This is a genomic window from Streptomyces sp. SAT1, from assembly GCF_001654495.1.
Taxonomy (GTDB): domain Bacteria; phylum Actinomycetota; class Actinomycetes; order Streptomycetales; family Streptomycetaceae; genus Streptomyces; species Streptomyces andamanensis.
This window is the reverse complement of sequence record NZ_CP015849.1, coordinates 3,338,679-3,358,138: the sequence shown is the minus strand read 5'-3', so window position 1 is coordinate 3,358,138 and position 19,460 is coordinate 3,338,679. Positions and strand designations below refer to the sequence as shown.

The window sequence follows — 19,460 nt, the reverse complement described above, 5'->3', positions numbered from 1 at the left end:
AGCGGGAACCTGGAAAGCACCGAGGAAATCGGATCGGAAAAGGATCTGATAGAGTCGGAAACGCAAGACCGAAGGGAAGCGCACGGAGGAAAGCCCGAGAGGGTGAGTACAAAGGAAGCGTCCGTTCCTTGAGAACTCAACAGCGTGCCAAAAGTCAACGCCAGATATGTTGATACCCCGTCTCCGGCCGTCATGGTCGGGACGAGGTTCCTTTGAAGAAAACACAGCGAGGACGCTGTGAACCGGGGGAACATTCCTTCCCCTTGGTTCCGCTCTCGTGGTGTCGCCCCGATTACGGGGAAGCATTCACGGAGAGTTTGATCCTGGCTCAGGACGAACGCTGGCGGCGTGCTTAACACATGCAAGTCGAACGATGAACCACTTCGGTGGGGATTAGTGGCGAACGGGTGAGTAACACGTGGGCAATCTGCCCTGCACTCTGGGACAAGCCCTGGAAACGGGGTCTAATACCGGATACGAGTCTCCAAGGCATCTTGGAGACTGTAAAGCTCCGGCGGTGCAGGATGAGCCCGCGGCCTATCAGCTTGTTGGTGAGGTAGTGGCTCACCAAGGCGACGACGGGTAGCCGGCCTGAGAGGGCGACCGGCCACACTGGGACTGAGACACGGCCCAGACTCCTACGGGAGGCAGCAGTGGGGAATATTGCACAATGGGCGAAAGCCTGATGCAGCGACGCCGCGTGAGGGATGACGGCCTTCGGGTTGTAAACCTCTTTCAGCAGGGAAGAAGCGAGAGTGACGGTACCTGCAGAAGAAGCGCCGGCTAACTACGTGCCAGCAGCCGCGGTAATACGTAGGGCGCAAGCGTTGTCCGGAATTATTGGGCGTAAAGAGCTCGTAGGCGGCTTGTCACGTCGGTTGTGAAAGCCCGGGGCTTAACCCCGGGTCTGCAGTCGATACGGGCAGGCTAGAGTTCGGTAGGGGAGATCGGAATTCCTGGTGTAGCGGTGAAATGCGCAGATATCAGGAGGAACACCGGTGGCGAAGGCGGATCTCTGGGCCGATACTGACGCTGAGGAGCGAAAGCGTGGGGAGCGAACAGGATTAGATACCCTGGTAGTCCACGCCGTAAACGGTGGGCACTAGGTGTGGGCGACATTCCACGTCGTCCGTGCCGCAGCTAACGCATTAAGTGCCCCGCCTGGGGAGTACGGCCGCAAGGCTAAAACTCAAAGGAATTGACGGGGGCCCGCACAAGCGGCGGAGCATGTGGCTTAATTCGACGCAACGCGAAGAACCTTACCAAGGCTTGACATACACCGGAAAACTCTGGAGACAGGGTCCCCCTTGTGGTCGGTGTACAGGTGGTGCATGGCTGTCGTCAGCTCGTGTCGTGAGATGTTGGGTTAAGTCCCGCAACGAGCGCAACCCTTGTCCCGTGTTGCCAGCAGGCCCTTGTGGTGCTGGGGACTCACGGGAGACCGCCGGGGTCAACTCGGAGGAAGGTGGGGACGACGTCAAGTCATCATGCCCCTTATGTCTTGGGCTGCACACGTGCTACAATGGCCGGTACAATGAGCTGCGATACCGTGAGGTGGAGCGAATCTCAAAAAGCCGGTCTCAGTTCGGATTGGGGTCTGCAACTCGACCCCATGAAGTCGGAGTCGCTAGTAATCGCAGATCAGCATTGCTGCGGTGAATACGTTCCCGGGCCTTGTACACACCGCCCGTCACGTCACGAAAGTCGGTAACACCCGAAGCCGGTGGCCCAACCCCTTGTGGGAGGGAGCTGTCGAAGGTGGGACTGGCGATTGGGACGAAGTCGTAACAAGGTAGCCGTACCGGAAGGTGCGGCTGGATCACCTCCTTTCTAAGGAGCACTTCTCACCGGTTTCGGCTGGTCAGAGGCCAGTACATCGGCGAATGTCCGATGCTGGTTGCTCATGGGTGGAACGTTGACTACTCGGCACGGATGGTTCTGAGGATCACTAGTACTGCTTCGGCGTGGAACGTGGGTTCGAGGGTGAGTCTGTGTCGGGCACGCTGTTGGGTGTCTGAGGGCATGGCCGTAAGGTCTGTCTTCGGTTGCCGGCCCCAGTGCACTCGGGATGTTGTCCCGGGGTGATGGGTGGTTGGTCGTTGTTTGAGAACTGCACAGTGGACGCGAGCATCTGTGGCCAAGTTTTTAAGGGCGCACGGTGGATGCCTTGGCACCAGGAACCGATGAAGGACGTGGGAGGCCACGATAGTCCCCGGGGAGTCGTCAACCAGGCTTTGATCCGGGGGTTTCCGAATGGGGAAACCCGGCAGTCGTCATGGGCTGTCACCCGCTGCTGAACACATAGGCAGTGTGGAGGGAACGCGGGGAAGTGAAACATCTCAGTACCCGCAGGAAGAGAAAACAACCGTGATTCCGGGAGTAGTGGCGAGCGAAACCGGATGAGGCCAAACCGTATGCGTGTGAGACCCGGCAGGGGTTGCGTATGCGGGGTTGTGGGATCTCTCTTCCACGGTCTGCCGGCCGTGGGACGAGTGAGAAACCGTTGATGTAGGCGAAGGACATGCGAAAGGTCCGGCGTAGAGGGTAAGACCCCCGTAGTCGAAACATTAGCGGCTCGTTTGAGAGACACCCAAGTAGCACGGGGCCCGAGAAATCCCGTGTGAATCTGGCGGGACCACCCGCTAAGCCTAAATATTCCCTGGTGACCGATAGCGGATAGTACCGTGAGGGAATGGTGAAAAGTACCCCGGGAGGGGAGTGAAATAGTACCTGAAACCGTGTGCCTACAAGCCGTGGGAGCGTCGGATGCAGCTTGCTGCATCTCGTGACTGCGTGCCTTTTGAAGAATGAGCCTGCGAGTTTGCGGTGTGTTGCGAGGTTAACCCGTTGTGGGGTAGCCGTAGCGAAAGCGAGTCCGAACAGGGCGGTGGAGTAGCACGCTCAAGACCCGAAGCGGAGTGATCTAGCCATGGGCAGGTTGAAGCGGAGGTAAGACTTCGTGGAGGACCGAACCCACCAGGGTTGAAAACCTGGGGGATGACCTGTGGTTAGGGGTGAAAGGCCAATCAAACTCCGTGATAGCTGGTTCTCCCCGAAATGCATTTAGGTGCAGCGTCGTGTGTTTCTTGCCGGAGGTAGAGCACTGGATAGGCGATGGGCCCTACCGGGTTACTGACCTTAGCCAAACTCCGAATGCCGGTAAGTGAGAGCGCGGCAGTGAGACTGTGGGGGATAAGCTCCATGGTCGAGAGGGAAACAGCCCAGAGCATCGACTAAGGCCCCTAAGCGTACGCTAAGTGGGAAAGGATGTGGAGTCGCAGAGACAACCAGGAGGTTGGCTTAGAAGCAGCCACCCTTGAAAGAGTGCGTAATAGCTCACTGGTCTAGTGATTCCGCGCCGACAATGTAGCGGGGCTCAAGCGTACCGCCGAAGTCGTGTCATTCACGCAAATAGCCCCAACGGGTGTGTGGATGGGTAGGGGAGCGTCGTCTGCCGGGTGAAGCGGCACTGGAAGGTAGTCGTGGACGGTTGACGAGTGAGAATGCAGGCATGAGTAGCGATTCACACGTGAGAAACGTGTGCGCCGATTGACTAAGGGTTCCTGGGTCAAGCTGATCTGCCCAGGGTAAGTCGGGACCTAAGGCGAGGCCGACAGGCGTAGTCGATGGATAACCGGTTGATATTCCGGTACCCGCTGTGAAGCGTCAAACATCGAGCATCGTGATGCTAAGGCCGTGAAGCCGCCCTGATCTCTTCGGAGTTGAGGGGAGTGGTGGAGCCGCTGAACCGAGCGGTTAGTAGGTGAGTGATGGGGTGACGCAGGAAGGTAGTCCATCCCGGGCGGTGGTTGTCCCGGGGTAAGGGTGTAGGCCGCGAGGTAGGTAAATCCGCCTTGCATACGGCTGAGACCTGATGCCGAGCCGATTGTGGTGAAGTGGATGATCCTATGCTGTCGAGAAAAGCCTCTAGCGAGTTTCATGGCGGCCCGTACCCTAAACCGACTCAGGTGGTCAGGTAGAGAATACCGAGGCGTTCGGGTGAACTATGGTTAAGGAACTCGGCAAAATGCCCCCGTAACTTCGGGAGAAGGGGGGCCACGTCTGGTGAGGATCTTTACGGTCTGAGCTGGGGGTGGCCGCAGAGACCAGCGAGAAGCGACTGTTTACTAAAAACACAGGTCCGTGCGAAGCCGTAAGGCGATGTATACGGACTGACGCCTGCCCGGTGCTGGAACGTTAAGGGGACCGGTTAGCTCCATTTCGGTGGGGCGAAGCTGAGAACTTAAGCGCCAGTAAACGGCGGTGGTAACTATAACCATCCTAAGGTAGCGAAATTCCTTGTCGGGTAAGTTCCGACCTGCACGAATGGCGTAACGACTTCTCGACTGTCTCAACCATAGGCCCGGTGAAATTGCACTACGAGTAAAGATGCTCGTTTCGCGCAGCAGGACGGAAAGACCCCGGGACCTTTACTACAGTTTGATATTGGTGTTCGGTTCGGCTTGTGTAGGATAGCTGGGAGACTTTGAAGCGTGCACGCCAGTGTGTGTGGAGTCGTCGTTGAAATACCAGTCTGGTCGTGCTGGATGTCTAACCTGGGTCCGTGATCCGGATCAGGGACAGTGTCTGATGGGTAGTTTAACTGGGGCGGTTGCCTCCTAAAGGGTAACGGAGGCGCCCAAAGGTTCCCTCAGCCTGGTTGGTAATCAGGTGTTGAGTGTAAGTGCACAAGGGAGCTTGACTGTGAGACCGACGGGTCGAGCAGGGACGAAAGTCGGGACTAGTGATCCGGCGGTGGCTTGTGGAAGCGCCGTCGCTCAACGGATAAAAGGTACCCCGGGGATAACAGGCTGATCTTCCCCAAGAGTCCATATCGACGGGATGGTTTGGCACCTCGATGTCGGCTCGTCGCATCCTGGGGCTGGAGTCGGTCCCAAGGGTTGGGCTGTTCGCCCATTAAAGCGGTACGCGAGCTGGGTTTAGAACGTCGTGAGACAGTTCGGTCCCTATCCGCTGTGCGCGTAGGAGTCTTGAGAAGGGCTGTCCCTAGTACGAGAGGACCGGGACGGACGAACCTCTGGTGTGCCAGTTGTTCTGCCAAGGGCATGGCTGGTTGGCTACGTTCGGGAGGGATAACCGCTGAAAGCATCTAAGCGGGAAGCCTGCTTCGAGATGAGGGCTCCCACCCACTTGATGGGGTAAGGCTCCCAGTAGACGACTGGGTTGATAGGCCGGATCTGGAAGCACGGTAACGTGTGGAGGTGACCGGTACTAATAGGCCGAGGGCTTGTCCTCAGTTGCTCGCGTCCACTGTGTTGGTTCTGAAACCACGAACAACCCCATGTGCCACACATGGTGCGGTTGATTGTTTCATAGTGTTTCGGTGGTCATAGCGTGAGGGAAACGCCCGGTTACATTCCGAACCCGGAAGCTAAGCCTTACAGCGCCGATGGTACTGCAGGGGGGACCCTGTGGGAGAGTAGGACACCGCCGAACAATCATTCAGGAAAGGCCCACACCTCACGGTGTGGGCCTTTTCTTTTGTCTGCATTACCGTAGGCCCCATGAGCACCTCCGACAGGGTCGACAAGCACGACGAGAAGTACCTGGTCCGCGCCATACGCGCCGACGAGTGGCCGGCCGTGAAGGCACTGCGGCTGGAGGCGCTCCAGGACCCGGTGGCGCACCTCGCCTTCCTGGAGACGTACGAAGAGGCCGTGGAGCGGCCGGACTCGTTCTGGCGGGAGCGGGCGGCCGGGGCTGCCGAAGGGTCCACCGAGGTACGGCAGTTCATCGCCGAGGGACCGGACGGGACCTGGGTCGGGTCGGTCACCCTGCTCATGGAGGAGGCCGGTACGACCGACTGGGCCGGGTTCCCGATCGAGCGGCGCCAGGGACATCTCGTGGGCGTGTACGTACGGCCCGAGCACCGGGGGTGCGGGCTCACGGAGGTGCTGTTCGACGAGGCGCTGCGCTGGGCCTGGGAGATCGGTGCGGAGCGGGTGCGGCTGATCGTCCACGAGGAGAACGGCCGGGCCCAGCGCTTCTACCGCAGGGTCGGCTTCCTGCCGACCGGCCGGACGGTCCCGCTGGCCTCCGCCCCCGACGCGAACGAGCTGGAGTACGTCCTCGAACGCCCCTGAATGGCCGTGAGGTCAGGCCGGGAGTTCGTCGTGCGGCCAGCGGGCGCGGGCCTGTTCGCGGGAGCGGATGAGGGCCAGTGTCGGCAGGCCGCGGTCAGCGCCGTGGGCCAGCAGCTCGGGGAGCTGGGGCAGCGGGGCGACGGCCGCCACGTCGTCGAGGACGAGCGTGAGTGGTGGGTCGAGCCGACCGGAGGATGACCGTTCGGCCATGCGCCGGCCGCGCTCGACCACGCTTGCGGCGAGTGCCGTGAGGAGGGGCATGGCACCCGGGTTGGTACGGGGATCCTCGATGGATTCCCCCACCACGTAAAGCGTTCCCCCTTCATTGACGAAGGAATCCAAGGCGACCGCATCATTTCGGTGCGGTGTGCACGCCTCGCGGATGTTCACCGTGGAGAGGGCGGCGAGGGCGCGGCCGGTCAGCTCCTGGGCCTGGTCGCGGCGGTCGGGGTGCGCGGTGAGCGCGGCCTCCAGTTCGCCCGCCGAGCCGGTCGCGGCCTTCGGGTTGGTCCGCAGGATCCTTACGGCTTCCTGGAGTTGGGTGCCCTGCGACCAGCGGTGCACATGACGGACCGTACGGCCGTCGACGGCGGCGGCGTGCAGATAGCAGCGCAGGAGCGTGCGGGCGGTGTCGTTCAGCGTCTGGTCGATCTTCGCGGTGGAGTGGACCGGGGCGAGCAGGGCGCCGGAGCGTGCCACCGCCGTGTCCTTGTCCGCGCAGCCCGACAGGGGCGACCAGTGCAGCCTGGCCGGGGTCTCGCACAGGTGGGCGGGATCGTAGAGGAGGACCGGGCCCAGTTTGGCCCTGGCGTCCTTGGTGTCCTGCCACAGCGCGGGGTCGGACGTGACGACCAGGGCGGGACCGGCGGCGTCGAGGACCGCCTGCGCGGCCGTCGCCCGGCGGCTCTCCTTCGGCGCCACGACGAGCGTGGGCCGTGCGACGGTCTCCACGGCGGCTTCTACGGCGGTCTCTACGGTCGGCTGCGGCGTTGGCTCGGAGGCAGCCGGTACCGGTGCCGGGAGGGATGCCGCCGTGGCCGGCGCAGACGCGGTCTGGGCCGGTGCGGGCGGTCGCACGGCGTCCGGCGGCGCGGGGTGGTGCTGCGGCGGGACCGGTGCGCCGGGGACCTCGTGGGATGCCGGCGCGGGTGCGGCTTCCTGCCAGGGGGCGGCAGTCCCGGGCGGGGCGGGAGCCGTCGCCGGGCGGGTGCGGGCGGCCCCGGCCTCGGCGCGCCGCCGGGCCCGGCTCGCGCGCCAGCGCGCGGTCGTGCCGATGGCGAAGACGGTCAGTACGAACAGCACCATCAGCTGGCCGATGAGCAGGCCCCAGAACAGCCCGTATCCCGAGAGGCTGCCGGGCGGGGTGTCGGGCCAGGCGCCGGGGATGTCGTGCGGGTCGGTGGCGAGGTGGCGCATGGCCAGGGGCGTACGGGGGAAGCTGACGCCGGACGGCCAGGAGCCGTGCGTGAACAGCCCGGCCAGACCCGTCGCCGTCCACACCAGCACGGTCATGCCGAGCAGGAAGGCGAGCAGGCCGACCAGCAGGCCGTCCGGGATGCCGCCCTGGCTCCGGCCCCTGCCCGGGGCGCGGTCGTCGGGTCTCACCTGCCCGCCTCTCCTATGCCACCGTCGACTCGGAGGAGCCGCCCAGGTCGGGGACATGCTGTTCCACGAAGGCCGCCGCCCGCTGCTCGGCCTCCAGCTCGGCGGCGCGCAGGGCGTCGTCGGAGGCGAGGCGGTCGTGCGAGGACTCGGTCATGGCGCGGTCGGTGAAGACCAGCGGCCGTTCGGTCTCGGTGATCAGGTGTTTGACGACCTGGACGTTGCCGTTGACGTCCCACACGGCGATGCCCGGGGTGAGGGTGGGGATGATCTCCACCGCCCACCGGGGCAGGCCGAGGACCCGGCCGGTGGCTCTCGCCTCGTCGGCCTTCTGGGCGTAGATCGTCCTGGTCGAGGCCATCTTCAGGATGGCGGCGGCCTCCTTCGCCGCGGCGCCGTCGACCACGTCGGACAGATGGTGGACGACGGCGACGAAGGACAGGCCGAGCCGGCGTCCGAACTTCAGCAGCCGCTGGAACAGCTGCGCCACGAACGGGCTGTTGATGATGTGCCAGGCCTCTTCGACCAGGAAGATGCGCTTCTTGCGGTCGGGGCGGATCCAGGTGTGCTCCAGCCACACGCCGACGATCGCCATGAGAATGGGCATGGCGATGGAGTTGCGGTCGATGTGGGACAGGTCGAACACGATCAGCGGCGCGTCCAGGTCGATGCCGACCGTGGTCGGGCCGTCGAACATGCCGCGCAGGTCGCCGTCGACCAGGCGGTCCAGGACCAGGGCGACGTCCAGGCCCCAGGCGCGGACGTCGTCTGTGGCGACGTTCATCGCCTCCGCCGACTCCGGTTCGGGGTGGCGCAGTTGCTCGACGATGTCGGACAGGACCGGCTGGCGCTGCACGATCGTCTCGTTGACGTAGGCGTGCGCGACCTTGAGGGCGAAGCCGGAGCGCTCGTCCAGGCCGTGGCCCATCGCGACCTCGACGATCGTCCGCAGCAGGGCGAGCTGCCCGGTGGTGGTGATCGACGGGTCGAGCGGGTTGAGGCGGATGCCGTGGTTGAGGGCGGCGGTCGGGTCGAGGCGGATGGGAGTTATGCCCAGCTCCTCGGCGATGAGGTTCCACTCGCCGACGCCGTCCTCGCCCTGGGCGTCCAGGACGACGACCTGGCGGTCGCGGAAGCGCAGCTGGCGCAGGACGTACGTCTTCTCCAGGGCCGACTTGCCGTTGCCGGACTCGCCGAGGACCAGCCAGTGCGGGGCGGGGAGCTGCTGGCCGTACAGCTGGAAGGGGTCGTAGATGTAGCCCTTCCCGGAGTACACCTCGCGGCCGATGATGACGCCCGAGTCGCCGAGGCCGGGCGCGGCCGTGGGCAGGTAGACCGCCTGGGCCTGGCCCGTGGAGGTGCGCACCGGCAGCCGGGTCGTCTCCACCTTCCCGAACAGGAAGGACGTGAAGGCGTCCGTGAGTGCGGTCAGCGGGTCCCGCATCAGAGCATCAGCCCCTACCGTCGGATTCCGGTGGCGAACGGGAGCGTGTTCACGAAGGCGCGGTGGTGCTCGCGGTCGCACCACTCCAGCTTCAGGTACGACTTTCCGGCGGAGGCGCGGATGGTCCGCTTGTCGCGGGCCAGGGCCTCGGGGGTGCGGGAGGAGACGGTGATGTAGCCGACGAGGTTGACGCCGGCCGCGCCGCTGGCGAGGTCGTCGCCGCGCTGGTCGAGGCGGTGGTGGGCCTGGACGTCGCGGGGGTCCACGGTGCGGTTCATCTTGGCGGCGCGGCTGGCCTCGGCGACGTCGTTGGTCTTCTCGGTCAGCATGCGCTCGATGGCGACCTCGGTGGGTTCCAGGTCCATGGTGACGGCGACCGTGCGGATCACGTCCGGGGTGTGGACCAGCAGCGGCGCCAGGAAGTTGACGCCGACCGGGGTCATCGGCCACTCCTTGACCCATGCGGTGGCGTGGCACCAGGGCTCGCGGGTCGCGGACTCGCGGGTCTTGGCCTGGAGGAACGTCGGCTCCATGGCGTCCAGCTCGGCCGGCCAGGCGTTGCGCTGGGTCATCGCCTGGATGTGGTCGATCGGGTGGTCCGGGTCGTACATGGAGTGGATCAGCGAGGCGAGGCGGCCCTGGCCGAGCGGCTGGCGCACCCGGATGTCGGCCTCCTGGAGGCGGGAGCAGATGTCGGTCAGCTCGCGGGCCATGACGACGGCGAGCCCGGCGTCGCGGTCGAGCCTGCGGCCCGAGCCGGGGCGGGCGGCGCGGGCCATCGCGTGCGCCTCGGCGGCCAGTTCGCGGCTGAAGTGCATGCAGGCGACGAGGTAGGCGCGGTGCTGCTCGCTGCTGGTGGACACCATGGACTGGAGCTGCTCGTACGATCCCTGGAGCCACTGCGGGGCGCGTTCGTCGCCGCGCTGGGAGACGTCCTTGGCGTGCGCGTCGGGGTCGGCGGGCAGGGTGCGGGCGAGCATCTGGAGGCGGGTGACGAAGCCGTCGCCGTTGGCCACGTGCTTGAGCAGGGTGCCGAACCGGTCGACGAGGGCCTCCTGGTCCTCGGAGTCGCGCAGTCCGACGCCGGGGCCCTCGATCTCGATGGCGGCGGTGACCGTCTTGCGGTCGGCGTGCAGCAGGACGGCGATCTCGTCCGGGCCGAACGGCGCGGCGAGCCAGGTGATCCGGCCGATGCCGGGCGGCGGGCCGATCTCGATCTCCCGGCCGTCGCTGCGGGTGCCGGCCTCCATCACACCGGAGCGGTAGACGGCGCCGCGCTTGACGGTGCGCTTGAAGCTGCGGTTGATCTCGAACCACTTGTAGAAGGTCCGGTGTTTGTAGGGCACGTAGACGGCGGCCAGGGCCAGCAGCGGGAAGCCGGCCAGCAGGACGATGCGCAGGGACAGCACGGGGACGAGGAGTCCGCAGAGCATGCCGAGGGCGGCGCCGGCGATGATCAGTGAGATCTCGCCGGTCTCGCGGTTGCGTCCGACGATGGCGTTCGGCCGGGCGCGGCCGATCAGATATGTACGGCGGGGCGTGACCGCGGGGGACACGTGGGACTCGGTCGTCAACGCCCTTCACCTCCCGTGCGATGGGTGTTGCTGTTGCGGGTGCTGCTGGCGTGGGGGGTGTTCACCGGGCTGGGGGCGCGGGGAGCGGGGGCGGCGGAGGGGACGGAGCCGCCGCTGTCGCCGGCGCGCGAGCCGTGCGCGGCGAAGCCGCCGGCGGTCTGGTTGGCGGGGCGGGGCGCCGAGGCGCCGCCACCGGCCGCGCCGCCGCTGTCGGCCCGGGTGCTGTGGGTCTTGATGCCCTGGGCGACGAGGCTCGCCGGGGAGCTGATGACGGCCGCGGCCTTGCCTTCGGCGCCCTGCATGATGCGGTTGTTGCGGCCGGCGGCGATCTCGTCGCCGAAGCCGGGCACGAAGCGGTAGATCATGGCGCTGGCGAAGATGGCGAGCAGGATGATGGCGAGGCCGGAGACGACGGCGGCGAGCGCGTCGGGGCCGTCGTCGGTGGAGAGCGCGCTGGCGAGGCCGAGCACGATGACGATCACCGGCTTGACCAGGATGACGGAGATCATGATGCCCGCCCAGCGGCGGACGTGGCCCCACAGGTTCTTGTCGACGAGCCCGGAGTAGACGACGACGCCGAGCAGGGCGCCGACGTAGAGCAGGATCGCCCGCAGGAACAGCTCCAGGTAGAGCACGCCCGCGGCCAGGATCGAGATGATCGAGACCAGGATCAGCATGATCGGGCCGCCGCCGATGTCGGTGCCCTTGTCCAGGGCGCCGGCGAACGTGCCGAAGAACGTGCCGGTCTGGTCGCCCGTGGCCTTGGCGAGGACGTCGCTGACGCTGTCGGTCGCGGAGACGACCGTGTAGAGGATCAGCGGGGTGAAGGCGGAGGCGAGCACCGTCAGCCAGAGGAAGCCGACGGCTTCCGAGAGCGCGGTGGACAGCGGTACGCCGCGCACGGCCCGCTTGGCGACTGCCAGCAGCCACAGCAGGAGCGTGAGGATGGCCGAGGCGGCGAAGACGATGGCGTACTGCTGGAGGAACTTCTGGTTGGTGAAGTCGACCGCGGCGGTCTCCTGCACCGCCTTGCTGAGCTGCTTGACGGTCCAGGAGGCGGCGTCGGCGCAGCCTTTGGCGAGGGAGGAGAGAGGGTCGGCGGTGGAGGGCGGAGCGGAGGGGGTGTCTCGGCTGGCCCCGTTGCCGCGCTCGCAGTACTGCCGTGCCCGGCCGAAGATCAGGTCGCACTTGCTGTCGTCACCCGTGGGCGATGCCGTGGGAGTGGACGAGGGGGAGGGGTCGGCGACGGCGCGGGTCGCCAGCAGCACCACCGATGCCTGTACGGCCGCCACGACTCCGGTGAGCCTGAGCGCGCGCTGCCTGCTACCGGGCATACGTGAACCCTCCGTACTCTTCGATGGCCTTGCGGATCTGGTCGGAGGTGGCGGCCTTGTCGTCGCCGGGGACCGGTGCCGGGCCGTTCTGCTGCGTGTCGGAGACGATCTTCCAGTCGTTCTGGTTCCACCGCAGATCGAACGTCCACGTCTTCCAGGACGAGGTGATCGGATCGGTCGTGGCGGCCTTGGACATGCCGATGAGTCCCACGTACCAGACCGAGATCCGCGCGTCGGTGGCGCTGTACTGACGGACGGTCGTGCCGACCGGGGTCACGCGGGAGACGAAGGTGCTGCCCGCCGGGGAGTTCCCGTTGGCGTCCAGGCCCATCCTGGCGAGGAAGTCGGCCGAGTAGGCATGGTCGAGGGGGTCCTGGAGCTTCGCCGCGGCCTCGGGGGTGTAGAGGAGGTTCACGATGGAGTGCCGGCTGTCCTTCTTGAACATGCCGGTCGAGCCCAGCGTCACCGCGTAGTTGGCCGCCGCGCTCTGTGCCCCCTGCTGGTCGTGGGCGAAGCCGGAGGGGAGGCCGGCGGTTCTGGTGGTGACGGGGCGGGTGCCGGTGGGGGCGGTGGCCGCGGCCTCGGCGCGGGCGCCGGAGCCGCCGCGGGAGGCGCTGCCGGAGGATCCGCTGCCGCGGTTCGCGAAGGCGATCGCGGCGATGAGGAGGACGACCACGGCGACCACCGTGACCACTCCGCGCGAGGAGGAGCGGGCGCCGCGGCGGGCGCCGCCGTAGGGGTCGCCCGCCCGGTCGGGGAGTCTGGTGCGGGTCTGGCCGCCGCCGTACGGGTCGCTGTCGGCGCGTGCGGAGTCGCCGTGTCCGTGCTCGTCTCCGAGACTCATGCCCGGTACGCCCCCTCGTCCTTGACCTCGGCCTCGTGGCGGAACGCGTGGAAGTACGACGGTAGTCGCGCTGGTTCCCGCGCGGGCGCGGTGTGGTGACTCGACATCAGGGAAACGCAACCTCGGCCGGTCGGCACGGTGGGTGGGTGGGGGGCAACGGGGGCACCGGACGCGCCCGGACGGGACGGCCGGCGGCTGGAACGGCGCACCGTGCGCGGTGTGCGCGGGTGTGCGCCGTCAGATGGGTCGCACGGTCTACACCGCCATGCCGTACACGATGGTGAACAGGGTGCCGAGGGAACCGATGATGAAGACCCCGGTGAGACCGGCGATGATCAGGCCCTTGCCCTGCTCCGCGCTGAAGGTGTCGCGCAGGGCGGTCGCGCCGATCCGCTGCTTGGCGGCGCCCCAGACGGCGATGCCGAGGCAGAGCAGGATGGCCACCGCCATCACGACCTCGATCATCACCTTCGCCTCGTTGCCCAGGCTGCCGAAGGGCCCCCAGTCCGGAGCGATCCCGCCGATGATGGTGTTGATGTCTCCCTTGTCGGCCGCAAAGAGCATGTAAGTCACCGCCCCTGGTGGGTAGTTCCACGGCCTCTGCGGGCACGCAGAGGTCAGGCCTCATTGTCCCTGACAATGCCGCCCGCGGATGTCGACTTGGCGCCATCGGCTGGCGAGTTTCGTACGTATGGTCACTCTGTGTATCACGGCAGGTCACGCCGGGCAATGAGGTCGTACCGGAACCTGTGGTGTGGTTCCGTCGTTGTCACTTTTCGTCACTTTTGCGCCCCGGTCCGGTTTCTGACGGCCGGTCGGGTGAAGCGGACGTTCCGATGGTCTCACGGTCCGGGCCGGCCGGGGTGCGGTACTCCCGCGTGCGCGCTGCGCGGGCGTACGTGTGCGCGGTAAGAGCGGGCGGTGGGACAAGCCGGGCGATGCGGGGCAGAGTGTGCGGTGAACGGGGGTTTCACAGGAAAATCTCAGCGAAGTCGGGATCCCTTTCTCACCTTCTTGAGACACAGTGGTGACCGATGAAGCGCACCTCAGGTATCCCGAGCCCCGTACATCACGGACGCCCGCGTGCCCGCGCCCGCAACCAGGCGCTGTTCGTGGGCCTGATGCTGATCGCCGTGACGTCCGCCTCCGTGGCGGCGGCGGACGACGGCCAGGGTCCGCTGGGGGTGACCGCCGTCGCCTCGGTGACCCCGTTGAGCGCGCGCGTCGGCGCGCTGTTCGACGCCGGTGACGCGGGCACGCTGCGCGGCCGGCACTTCTGCACCGCCTCGGTGGTGCACAGCCCGGACCGCGACCTCATCCTCACCGCCGCCCACTGCCTGGCCGACGACACCGACCTCGTCTTCGTGCCCGGCTACCGGGACGGCGAGGCGCCCTACGGGAAGTGGAAGGTCGAGAAGCGCTTCCTGCCCGGCGGCTGGACCAAGGGCGAGGACGAGGACAGCGACCTGGCCTTCGCCGTACTGGCCCCGCTGGACGGGCAGGAGATCGAGGACCGGGTCGGGGGCAATCGTTTCGCCGCCGGTACGGCGACCGGTGCCACCGCCGTGACCGTCACCGGCTACCCCGACTCCGCCGAGGAGCCCATCAGCTGCCTCAACCGGCCCAGCGAGCACAGCAGTACCCAGCAGCGCATCGACTGCCCCGAGTTCACCAGCGGCACCAGCGGCAGCCCGTGGGTCAACCGGCGCCGTGAGGTCGTCGGGGTGCTCGGCGGCCATGAGATGGGCGGGTCCACGGCGGACACGTCCTACAGCGTCGCCTTCGGCACCGAGGCCGCCGAGCTGTACCGGGACGCCGCGGGCGATCCCTGAAGGACGCGCCGCGGCCCCTGGCCGCTGGGCCGGCCCAGGTAGACGCCCGGCGGCAGCGGACCGGAGCAGATGCCGGGCGGGAGCGGGCCGGAGTCGTCCGGGGCAGCTGAGGGGGGCAGCCGGGGAAGCCGGGGCGGGAGTGGGGTACAGGCGGTTTTCGGCCTGTTTTCGGCGTGTGTGATCATCCCGGAAACGGGCGCCGCGCCTCTAATATGTCCCCAGCGGACTCCTGGGCGGCGAGGGGTGGTTGACGGTGCGTAGGGCATGGGTCGTGGGGATCGCCGCCGTCAGTTCCGTGCTCGCCTTCGTGCTGGCACTCGTCGTCGGGGTGTACCTCACCGCCGGGAACCTGGCGGGCGGCATCGGCCGCGGGGCCGTCGGGCTCGCCAAGGGCGCCGTCCCGGCCGCCTACAGCAGCCTCGTGCAGAAGTGGGGCAACCTCTGTCCCGCCATCAACCCGGCGCTGCTGGCGGCTCAGTTGTACCAGGAGAGCGGCTTCAACCCGAACGCCCGGAGCGCGGCGGCGGCCGAGGGCATAGCGCAGTTCATCCCCGGCACCTGGGCCACCCACGGCGTGGACGGCGACGGCGACGGCAAGCGGGACGTCTGGGACCCGGACGACGCGATCCCCTCGGCCGCGTCCTACGACTGCGAACTCGCCGGCTATGTGAAGAGCGTGCCCGGTGACGCCACGCACAACATGCTCGCCGCCTACAACGCGGGCGCGGACGCGGTCATCAGGTACGGGGGCGTACCGCCGTACTCCGAGACGCGGAACTATGTGAAGACGATCACGACGCTGGCGCAGAGCTTCGCGGCGCCGGTGGCGCGAATCGATCCCTCCGAGCAGGCGGCGGGAGCCATCTCCTACGCGCAGAGCAAGCTGGGCACGCCGTATCTGTGGGGCGGCGAGGGGACCGCGGCGCAGGGCGGGCGGTTCGACTGCTCGGGGCTGACGCAGGCCGCGTACCACAGTGTGGGGGTCACGCTGCCGCGCGTCGCCAACGACCAGTACAACGCCGGGCCGCACCCGGCGCGGGAGGAACTGCTCCCGGGAGATCTGGTCTTCTTCTCCGACGATCTGACCAACTCGCGGGCCATCCGGCACGTGGGCATCTACGTCGGCGGCGGCTACATGATCGACGCGCCGCGGACCGGCGCCGTGATCCGCTTCGACCCGATCGACACCCCCGACTACTTCGGCGCCACCCGGGTCACCGAAGATGGCGCGAAAGCACTCCCCGTCACGGCGTGAACCCAGCGTGAACCTGCCCCCTGAGCTGCGGTGATGAGTCTCTCTTCGGTAACGTCTGCGTGATCTTTCGGTGGAGTGTGGAACGTATGAATCGAGGTCGTGCGTTCCTGTTGACGTAGCCCGGCGGATGTCTGACGGAGCACGCGTCACGCACGCGTGCCGGCGGCGGAGGCGGACCTACGACCACGGGGGTGGCAGGAGCGGCGCACGCAGGGTGCGGCCGGAGGGACACGACGAAGGGGCCGCAGCACGATGGCTGGACTCGCCGAATCCGGGTCGAACCCCGACGTCGACCTGCTCTACGACATCAACGGCCTCGCCAAGGACGCGCCGCACTGGTTCGACCGGACCATGGAGTTCGTCGGGGAGTACGGGCTGCTGCTGGCCATGGTGCTGCTGGTGGTCTGGTGCTGGTGGTCGGTGCGGCGGCGGGGCGGGCCGGACGCCGCCCCGACCGTGGCCGCGCTGGTGTGGGCGCCGCTCGCGGCCGGCCTCGCCGTCCTGGTGAACGTGCCGATCCGGGGCTTCGTGGAGCGGCGCCGGCCCTTCCTGGACCACCAGGGCCTCGATGTGCTCGTGCCGGGCAAGACCGACTTCTCCTTCGTGAGCGACCACGCGACGCTCACCATGGCGATGGGCGCCGCGCTGTTCGTGGCCGACCGGCGGTTCGGTCTGGCCGGGATCGGGCTCGCGCTGCTGGAGGGGTTCTGCCGGGTGTACATGGGCGTGCACTACCCGACCGACGTGGTCGGCGGGTTCGCGCTCGGTACGGCGGTCGCGCTGCTGCTGTCCCCGGTCGCGACGGCGCTGCTCACTCCGGTGCTGCGGGCGGTCGAGGGGACGCGCTGGGGCGGCTGGCTGGTGCGCGGGCGCCGGGACACCGGGGTGAACCCGGTGCTGCCCGGGGCGCGCGGCGAGGAGCACGCCTCGGCGCAGGAGCGGGACCTCGCGGCGTAGGACCTGTCCGGCCGCGGCCGCGGCCGGGCCGGTGACCGTCGCCACCGCTACAGGCTCTGCGGGGACGAGAAGAAGCGGTCCGGGTCGTACTGCTGCTTCACCTTCACCAGGCGGTCCGCCGCGTCGCCGTAGTAGGCCGTGCGCCAGTCCGTCAGGGACGGGTCGGTGTAGTTCTGGTACGCGGCTCCGGAGGCGTGGGGGCGCATCGCGCCGTGCGCGGCGGTGAGCCATGACCGGGCCGCCGTGCCCGGGGTCCCGGGGGTCCAGGACGCGATGTACTGGGCGAGCATGCGGGAACGCCGGTGCACGAAGGCGGTCGCGGTGGGGGAGACCCGGTTGACGGCGCCGCCGAGCGCGGTGAACGCGACGCTGCCGGGGCCGCCGGTGACCGCCTCCACCTGGGCCAGCAGGGTCTGGACGGCGGCCGGGGAGAGCGAGCGGTCGAAGAAGTCCGAGCGGGCCGCGTAGGTCTCCCGGCCGAGTGCGCCCTGCGGGGAGCGGCCCGGGGCGGCGCCGGGCAGATGGCACTGGGGTTCGGCGGCGAAGGACGAGCAGCCCGCGTAGGACTCCATGGCGCCCTCGTAGGAGTGGCGGTTGAGCGAGACGCCCGACGCCGCGCCGCAGCGGTCGGCCAGGCGGTCCACCGCGTTCTGCAGCTCGCCGTAGGTGCCCAGCGAGAAGGCGGCCACGGACACCTTCGGGGCGCCGCCCGGGGTGTTCTCCAGATGCAGCGAGGACCAGATCTCGTCCGGCTGGTCCGGACCCCACTCCTGCCAGGCCCGCACCACGCCGGCCGCCCGCGCCCACGGCCAGCTCAGATACGCGGAGACCGCCTGGGGCGCGGGGCGGGTGCGGAAGCGCAGCTCGGTGACGACGCCGAAGTTGCCGTTGCCCGCGCCGCGCAGCGCCCAGAACAGGTCCGGGTTCTCGGCGGCGTCCGCGGTGAGCTGCCGGCCGTCGGCCGTGACCAGGGTGGCCTGGGTCAGGCTGTCGCAGGTCAGGCCGTAGGCGCGGGAGACGACGCCGTGGCCGCCGCCCAGGACGAGGCCGGAGACGCCCACGGTCGGGCAGGAGCCGGCCGGTATGGTCACGCCCTTCGCGGCGAGTGCCCGGTAGACGTCGATGAGCTTGGCGCCGGCGCCGACCACCGCCGAGGTGCCGCTCGCCCGGACCGCGGCGAGCTGCGACACGTCGACGATCAGGCGGCCGTCGCCGGAGGACCAGCCCGCGTAGGAGTGGCCGCCGTTGCGGATCGCCACGCGCAGCCGGTGGGCGCGGGCGTAGGAGAGGGCCGTACGGATGTCGTCGGGGTGTGCCACGTAGGCGACGGCGGCGGGCCGCAGGCTGTCGAAGCGGGTGTTGTAGAGCCGGTGGGCCGTGGTCCAGCCGGTGTCGCCGGGGCGGACCAGGGTGCCGTCGAGGGACCGGGCGAGCGCGGACCAGTCGGCGGGGGCGGGGGTGCCGGTCGTCCGGGTGCCGGTCGCGGGGGCCGGGGCCGCCGTGCCCCGCCCGGTGGCGGTGCCGGTGCCGCCGGGCGCCCGGGGCGCCGCTCCGTCGCCACCGCCGCCGCTGCACGAGGCCGTGGCGAAGGCCGCGACCACCGCCGCGCCGCCCGCCATGAACCCACGTCGTTCCATGCTCCGCGCCTCTCGTCAGCCCCCCCGGAACCGAGACGAGCGCGAGGGGCCGGAGGGTTCCCTCGCGGGGGCGTGCACAGGAGCCTGTGGGGGCGCGGGGGCGCGCGGGGGCGTGTTCAGCCGGTGGCCGGTGGGGGGACGGCCCGTCACCGGCCGGACCGTCGCCGCCACCACCACCGCGGCCGGTGGTGGTGGGTCCCGGCTCGCGACCCGCGGCCCGCGGCCTGCCGACCGCCGGGCCGTCGGCCACGCTCCGGCGGTCTCGCGGGCGGCTGCCCGGCTGCCCGGCTGTCCGGCCGCCCGGCTGCCCCGCTGGCCCGTGGGCTCGGTGCGGGTCGGCGTGCGGACCGGCGGCCCCGCCCCGCCGCGCGTCGGCCACCGCGCGCAGGCCATCGCCCGCCGGTGAACGCCTGTCGGTGAGCGTGACGGGGACGCGGACGTGCAGGCGCCTCTCGGGCGGATGCCCTTGTGGCCCATCGCCTGCCGCCGCCGCGCCGCCGCGCCGCTCCGTCGTCCGCCGTCTGCCGCCCTCCACTCGCACATCTCCCCGCCTCCCCGCCTCCCCGCCCCCTTGCCTCCCCGCCCTTCGCCTCCCCGCCCCCGCGTCCCTCCGCACTCCCGGAGGGGCCCCATCGGAGGCAGCCCGCACCCCCGGAGGGACCCCATCGGGATCTACGCGTGTTCTCCCCGTGAGCGTTCCGTGACCTCACCGCACCGACGGCAGGGGTTCACCCCGCGTTCACTTCCGGCCATCGGCCGCTTCATCTGTTCTGCCTAATTTCGGCCTTACCCGGTGCTGATGCGCATCTCGTCGCATCGGTGCCAGTCACTCTTCGCACGCCGCCGATCAGGACGGCGGCTCCTGGAAGGAACTCCC

Annotated in this window: 12 protein-coding genes and 3 rRNA genes; 8 read left to right on the top strand and 7 right to left on the bottom strand. The window is 68.3% G+C overall.

Annotated features, from left to right (window positions below; genetic code table 11):
• Positions 1–305 precede the first annotated feature (305 nt).
• The 4 genes from A8713_RS14585 (at position 306) to A8713_RS14570 (ending at position 6,104) form a co-directional block, all read left to right on the top strand.
• Positions 306–1,830, top strand: a 16S ribosomal RNA gene (locus A8713_RS14585).
• Between the two features lie 305 nt (positions 1,831–2,135).
• Positions 2,136–5,256: ribosomal RNA gene (locus A8713_RS14580) — 23S ribosomal RNA — on the top strand.
• Between the two features lie 84 nt (positions 5,257–5,340).
• Positions 5,341–5,457: ribosomal RNA gene (gene rrf / locus A8713_RS14575) — 5S ribosomal RNA — on the top strand.
• Together the 16S, 23S and 5S rRNA genes form the textbook arrangement of a ribosomal RNA operon.
• Positions 5,458–5,525: 68 nt before the next feature.
• A complete protein-coding gene (locus A8713_RS14570) occupies positions 5,526–6,104 on the top strand; it encodes a GNAT family N-acetyltransferase (RefSeq protein ID WP_064533898.1) in 579 nt (192 codons plus the stop codon).
• 12 nt (positions 6,105–6,116) lie between these two features.
• Here the strand turns inward: A8713_RS14570 and A8713_RS14565 are convergent, their stop codons facing one another.
• From A8713_RS14565 to A8713_RS14540, 6 genes are all read right to left on the bottom strand, one after another.
• Positions 6,117–7,709: a type IV secretory system conjugative DNA transfer family protein gene (locus A8713_RS14565; protein ID WP_064533897.1), complete on the bottom strand. Its 1,593-nt coding sequence runs from the start codon at positions 7,707–7,709 to the stop codon at positions 6,117–6,119.
• Between the two features lie 13 nt (positions 7,710–7,722).
• On the bottom strand, positions 7,723–9,150 hold the full coding sequence (locus A8713_RS14560) for an ATP-binding protein (RefSeq protein ID WP_064533896.1): 1,428 nt from the start codon (positions 9,148–9,150) through the stop codon (positions 7,723–7,725).
• Positions 9,151–9,164: 14 nt separating this feature from the next.
• Positions 9,165–10,724, bottom strand: coding sequence for an SCO6880 family protein (locus tag A8713_RS14555; protein WP_064533895.1), 1,560 nt, complete (start codon positions 10,722–10,724; stop codon positions 9,165–9,167).
• On the bottom strand, positions 10,721–12,058 hold the full coding sequence (locus tag A8713_RS14550) for a hypothetical protein (protein ID WP_064533894.1): 1,338 nt from the start codon (positions 12,056–12,058) through the stop codon (positions 10,721–10,723). The genes A8713_RS14555 and A8713_RS14550 overlap by 4 nt, the downstream gene beginning before the upstream one ends.
• A complete protein-coding gene (locus tag A8713_RS14545) occupies positions 12,048–12,902 on the bottom strand; it encodes a hypothetical protein (protein WP_064533893.1) in 855 nt (284 codons plus the stop codon). Before A8713_RS14545 ends, A8713_RS14550 begins: the two co-directional genes overlap by 11 nt.
• A 255-nt stretch (positions 12,903–13,157) precedes the next feature.
• Positions 13,158–13,466: a hypothetical protein gene (locus A8713_RS14540; protein ID WP_014673544.1), complete on the bottom strand. Its 309-nt coding sequence runs from the start codon at positions 13,464–13,466 to the stop codon at positions 13,158–13,160.
• Between the two features lie 470 nt (positions 13,467–13,936).
• On the opposite strand from A8713_RS14540, the gene A8713_RS14535 reads away from it, so the two are divergent.
• From A8713_RS14535 to A8713_RS14525, 3 genes are all read left to right on the top strand, one after another.
• Positions 13,937–14,734, top strand: a complete 798-nt coding sequence (locus A8713_RS14535; protein ID WP_064533892.1) for a trypsin-like serine peptidase — start codon at positions 13,937–13,939, stop codon at positions 14,732–14,734.
• A gap of 253 nt (positions 14,735–14,987) precedes the next feature.
• Entirely contained in the window at positions 14,988–15,989 is a 1,002-nt protein-coding gene (locus A8713_RS14530; protein ID WP_064533891.1) for a C40 family peptidase, read from the top strand.
• Positions 15,990–16,241: 252 nt separating this feature from the next.
• Positions 16,242–16,946 carry a phosphatase PAP2 family protein gene (locus A8713_RS14525; RefSeq protein ID WP_064533890.1) on the top strand — a complete coding sequence of 235 codons (705 nt, stop codon included), beginning with the start codon at positions 16,242–16,244 and terminating at the stop codon, positions 16,944–16,946.
• A 47-nt stretch (positions 16,947–16,993) separates the two neighbouring features.
• Here A8713_RS14525 and A8713_RS14520 read toward each other — a convergent pair whose 3' ends face one another.
• Complete coding sequence (locus A8713_RS14520) at positions 16,994–18,583, bottom strand: FAD-binding oxidoreductase (RefSeq protein ID WP_064533889.1); 1,590 nt, start codon at positions 18,581–18,583, stop codon at positions 16,994–16,996.
• Positions 18,584–18,713: 130 nt separating this feature from the next.
• Here A8713_RS14520 and A8713_RS14515 point away from each other — a divergent pair, with 130 nt between their 5' ends.
• Positions 18,714–18,989 carry a hypothetical protein gene (locus A8713_RS14515; protein ID WP_159393095.1) on the top strand — a complete coding sequence of 92 codons (276 nt, stop codon included), beginning with the start codon at positions 18,714–18,716 and terminating at the stop codon, positions 18,987–18,989.
• The last annotated feature ends 471 nt before the right edge of the window (positions 18,990–19,460 follow it).

Bases quoted from the DNA above. Each gene is read 5' to 3' on its own strand.
- A8713_RS14545 (WP_064533893.1), bottom strand. From the start codon at position 12,902: ATGAGTCTCGGAGACGAGCACGGACACGGCGACTCCGCACGCGCCGAC.
- A8713_RS14560 (WP_064533896.1), bottom strand. From the start codon at position 9,150: ATGCGGGACCCGCTGACCGCACTCACGGACGCCTTCACGTCCTTCCTG.
- A8713_RS14525 (WP_064533890.1), top strand. From the start codon at position 16,242: ATGGCTGGACTCGCCGAATCCGGGTCGAACCCCGACGTCGACCTGCTC.
- A8713_RS14540 (WP_014673544.1), bottom strand. From the start codon at position 13,466: ATGCTCTTTGCGGCCGACAAGGGAGACATCAACACCATCATCGGCGGG.
- A8713_RS14550 (WP_064533894.1), bottom strand. From the start codon at position 12,058: ATGCCCGGTAGCAGGCAGCGCGCGCTCAGGCTCACCGGAGTCGTGGCG.
- A8713_RS14535 (WP_064533892.1), top strand. From the start codon at position 13,937: ATGAAGCGCACCTCAGGTATCCCGAGCCCCGTACATCACGGACGCCCG.
- A8713_RS14570 (WP_064533898.1), top strand. From the start codon at position 5,526: ATGAGCACCTCCGACAGGGTCGACAAGCACGACGAGAAGTACCTGGTC.
- A8713_RS14520 (WP_064533889.1), bottom strand. From the start codon at position 18,583: ATGGAACGACGTGGGTTCATGGCGGGCGGCGCGGCGGTGGTCGCGGCC.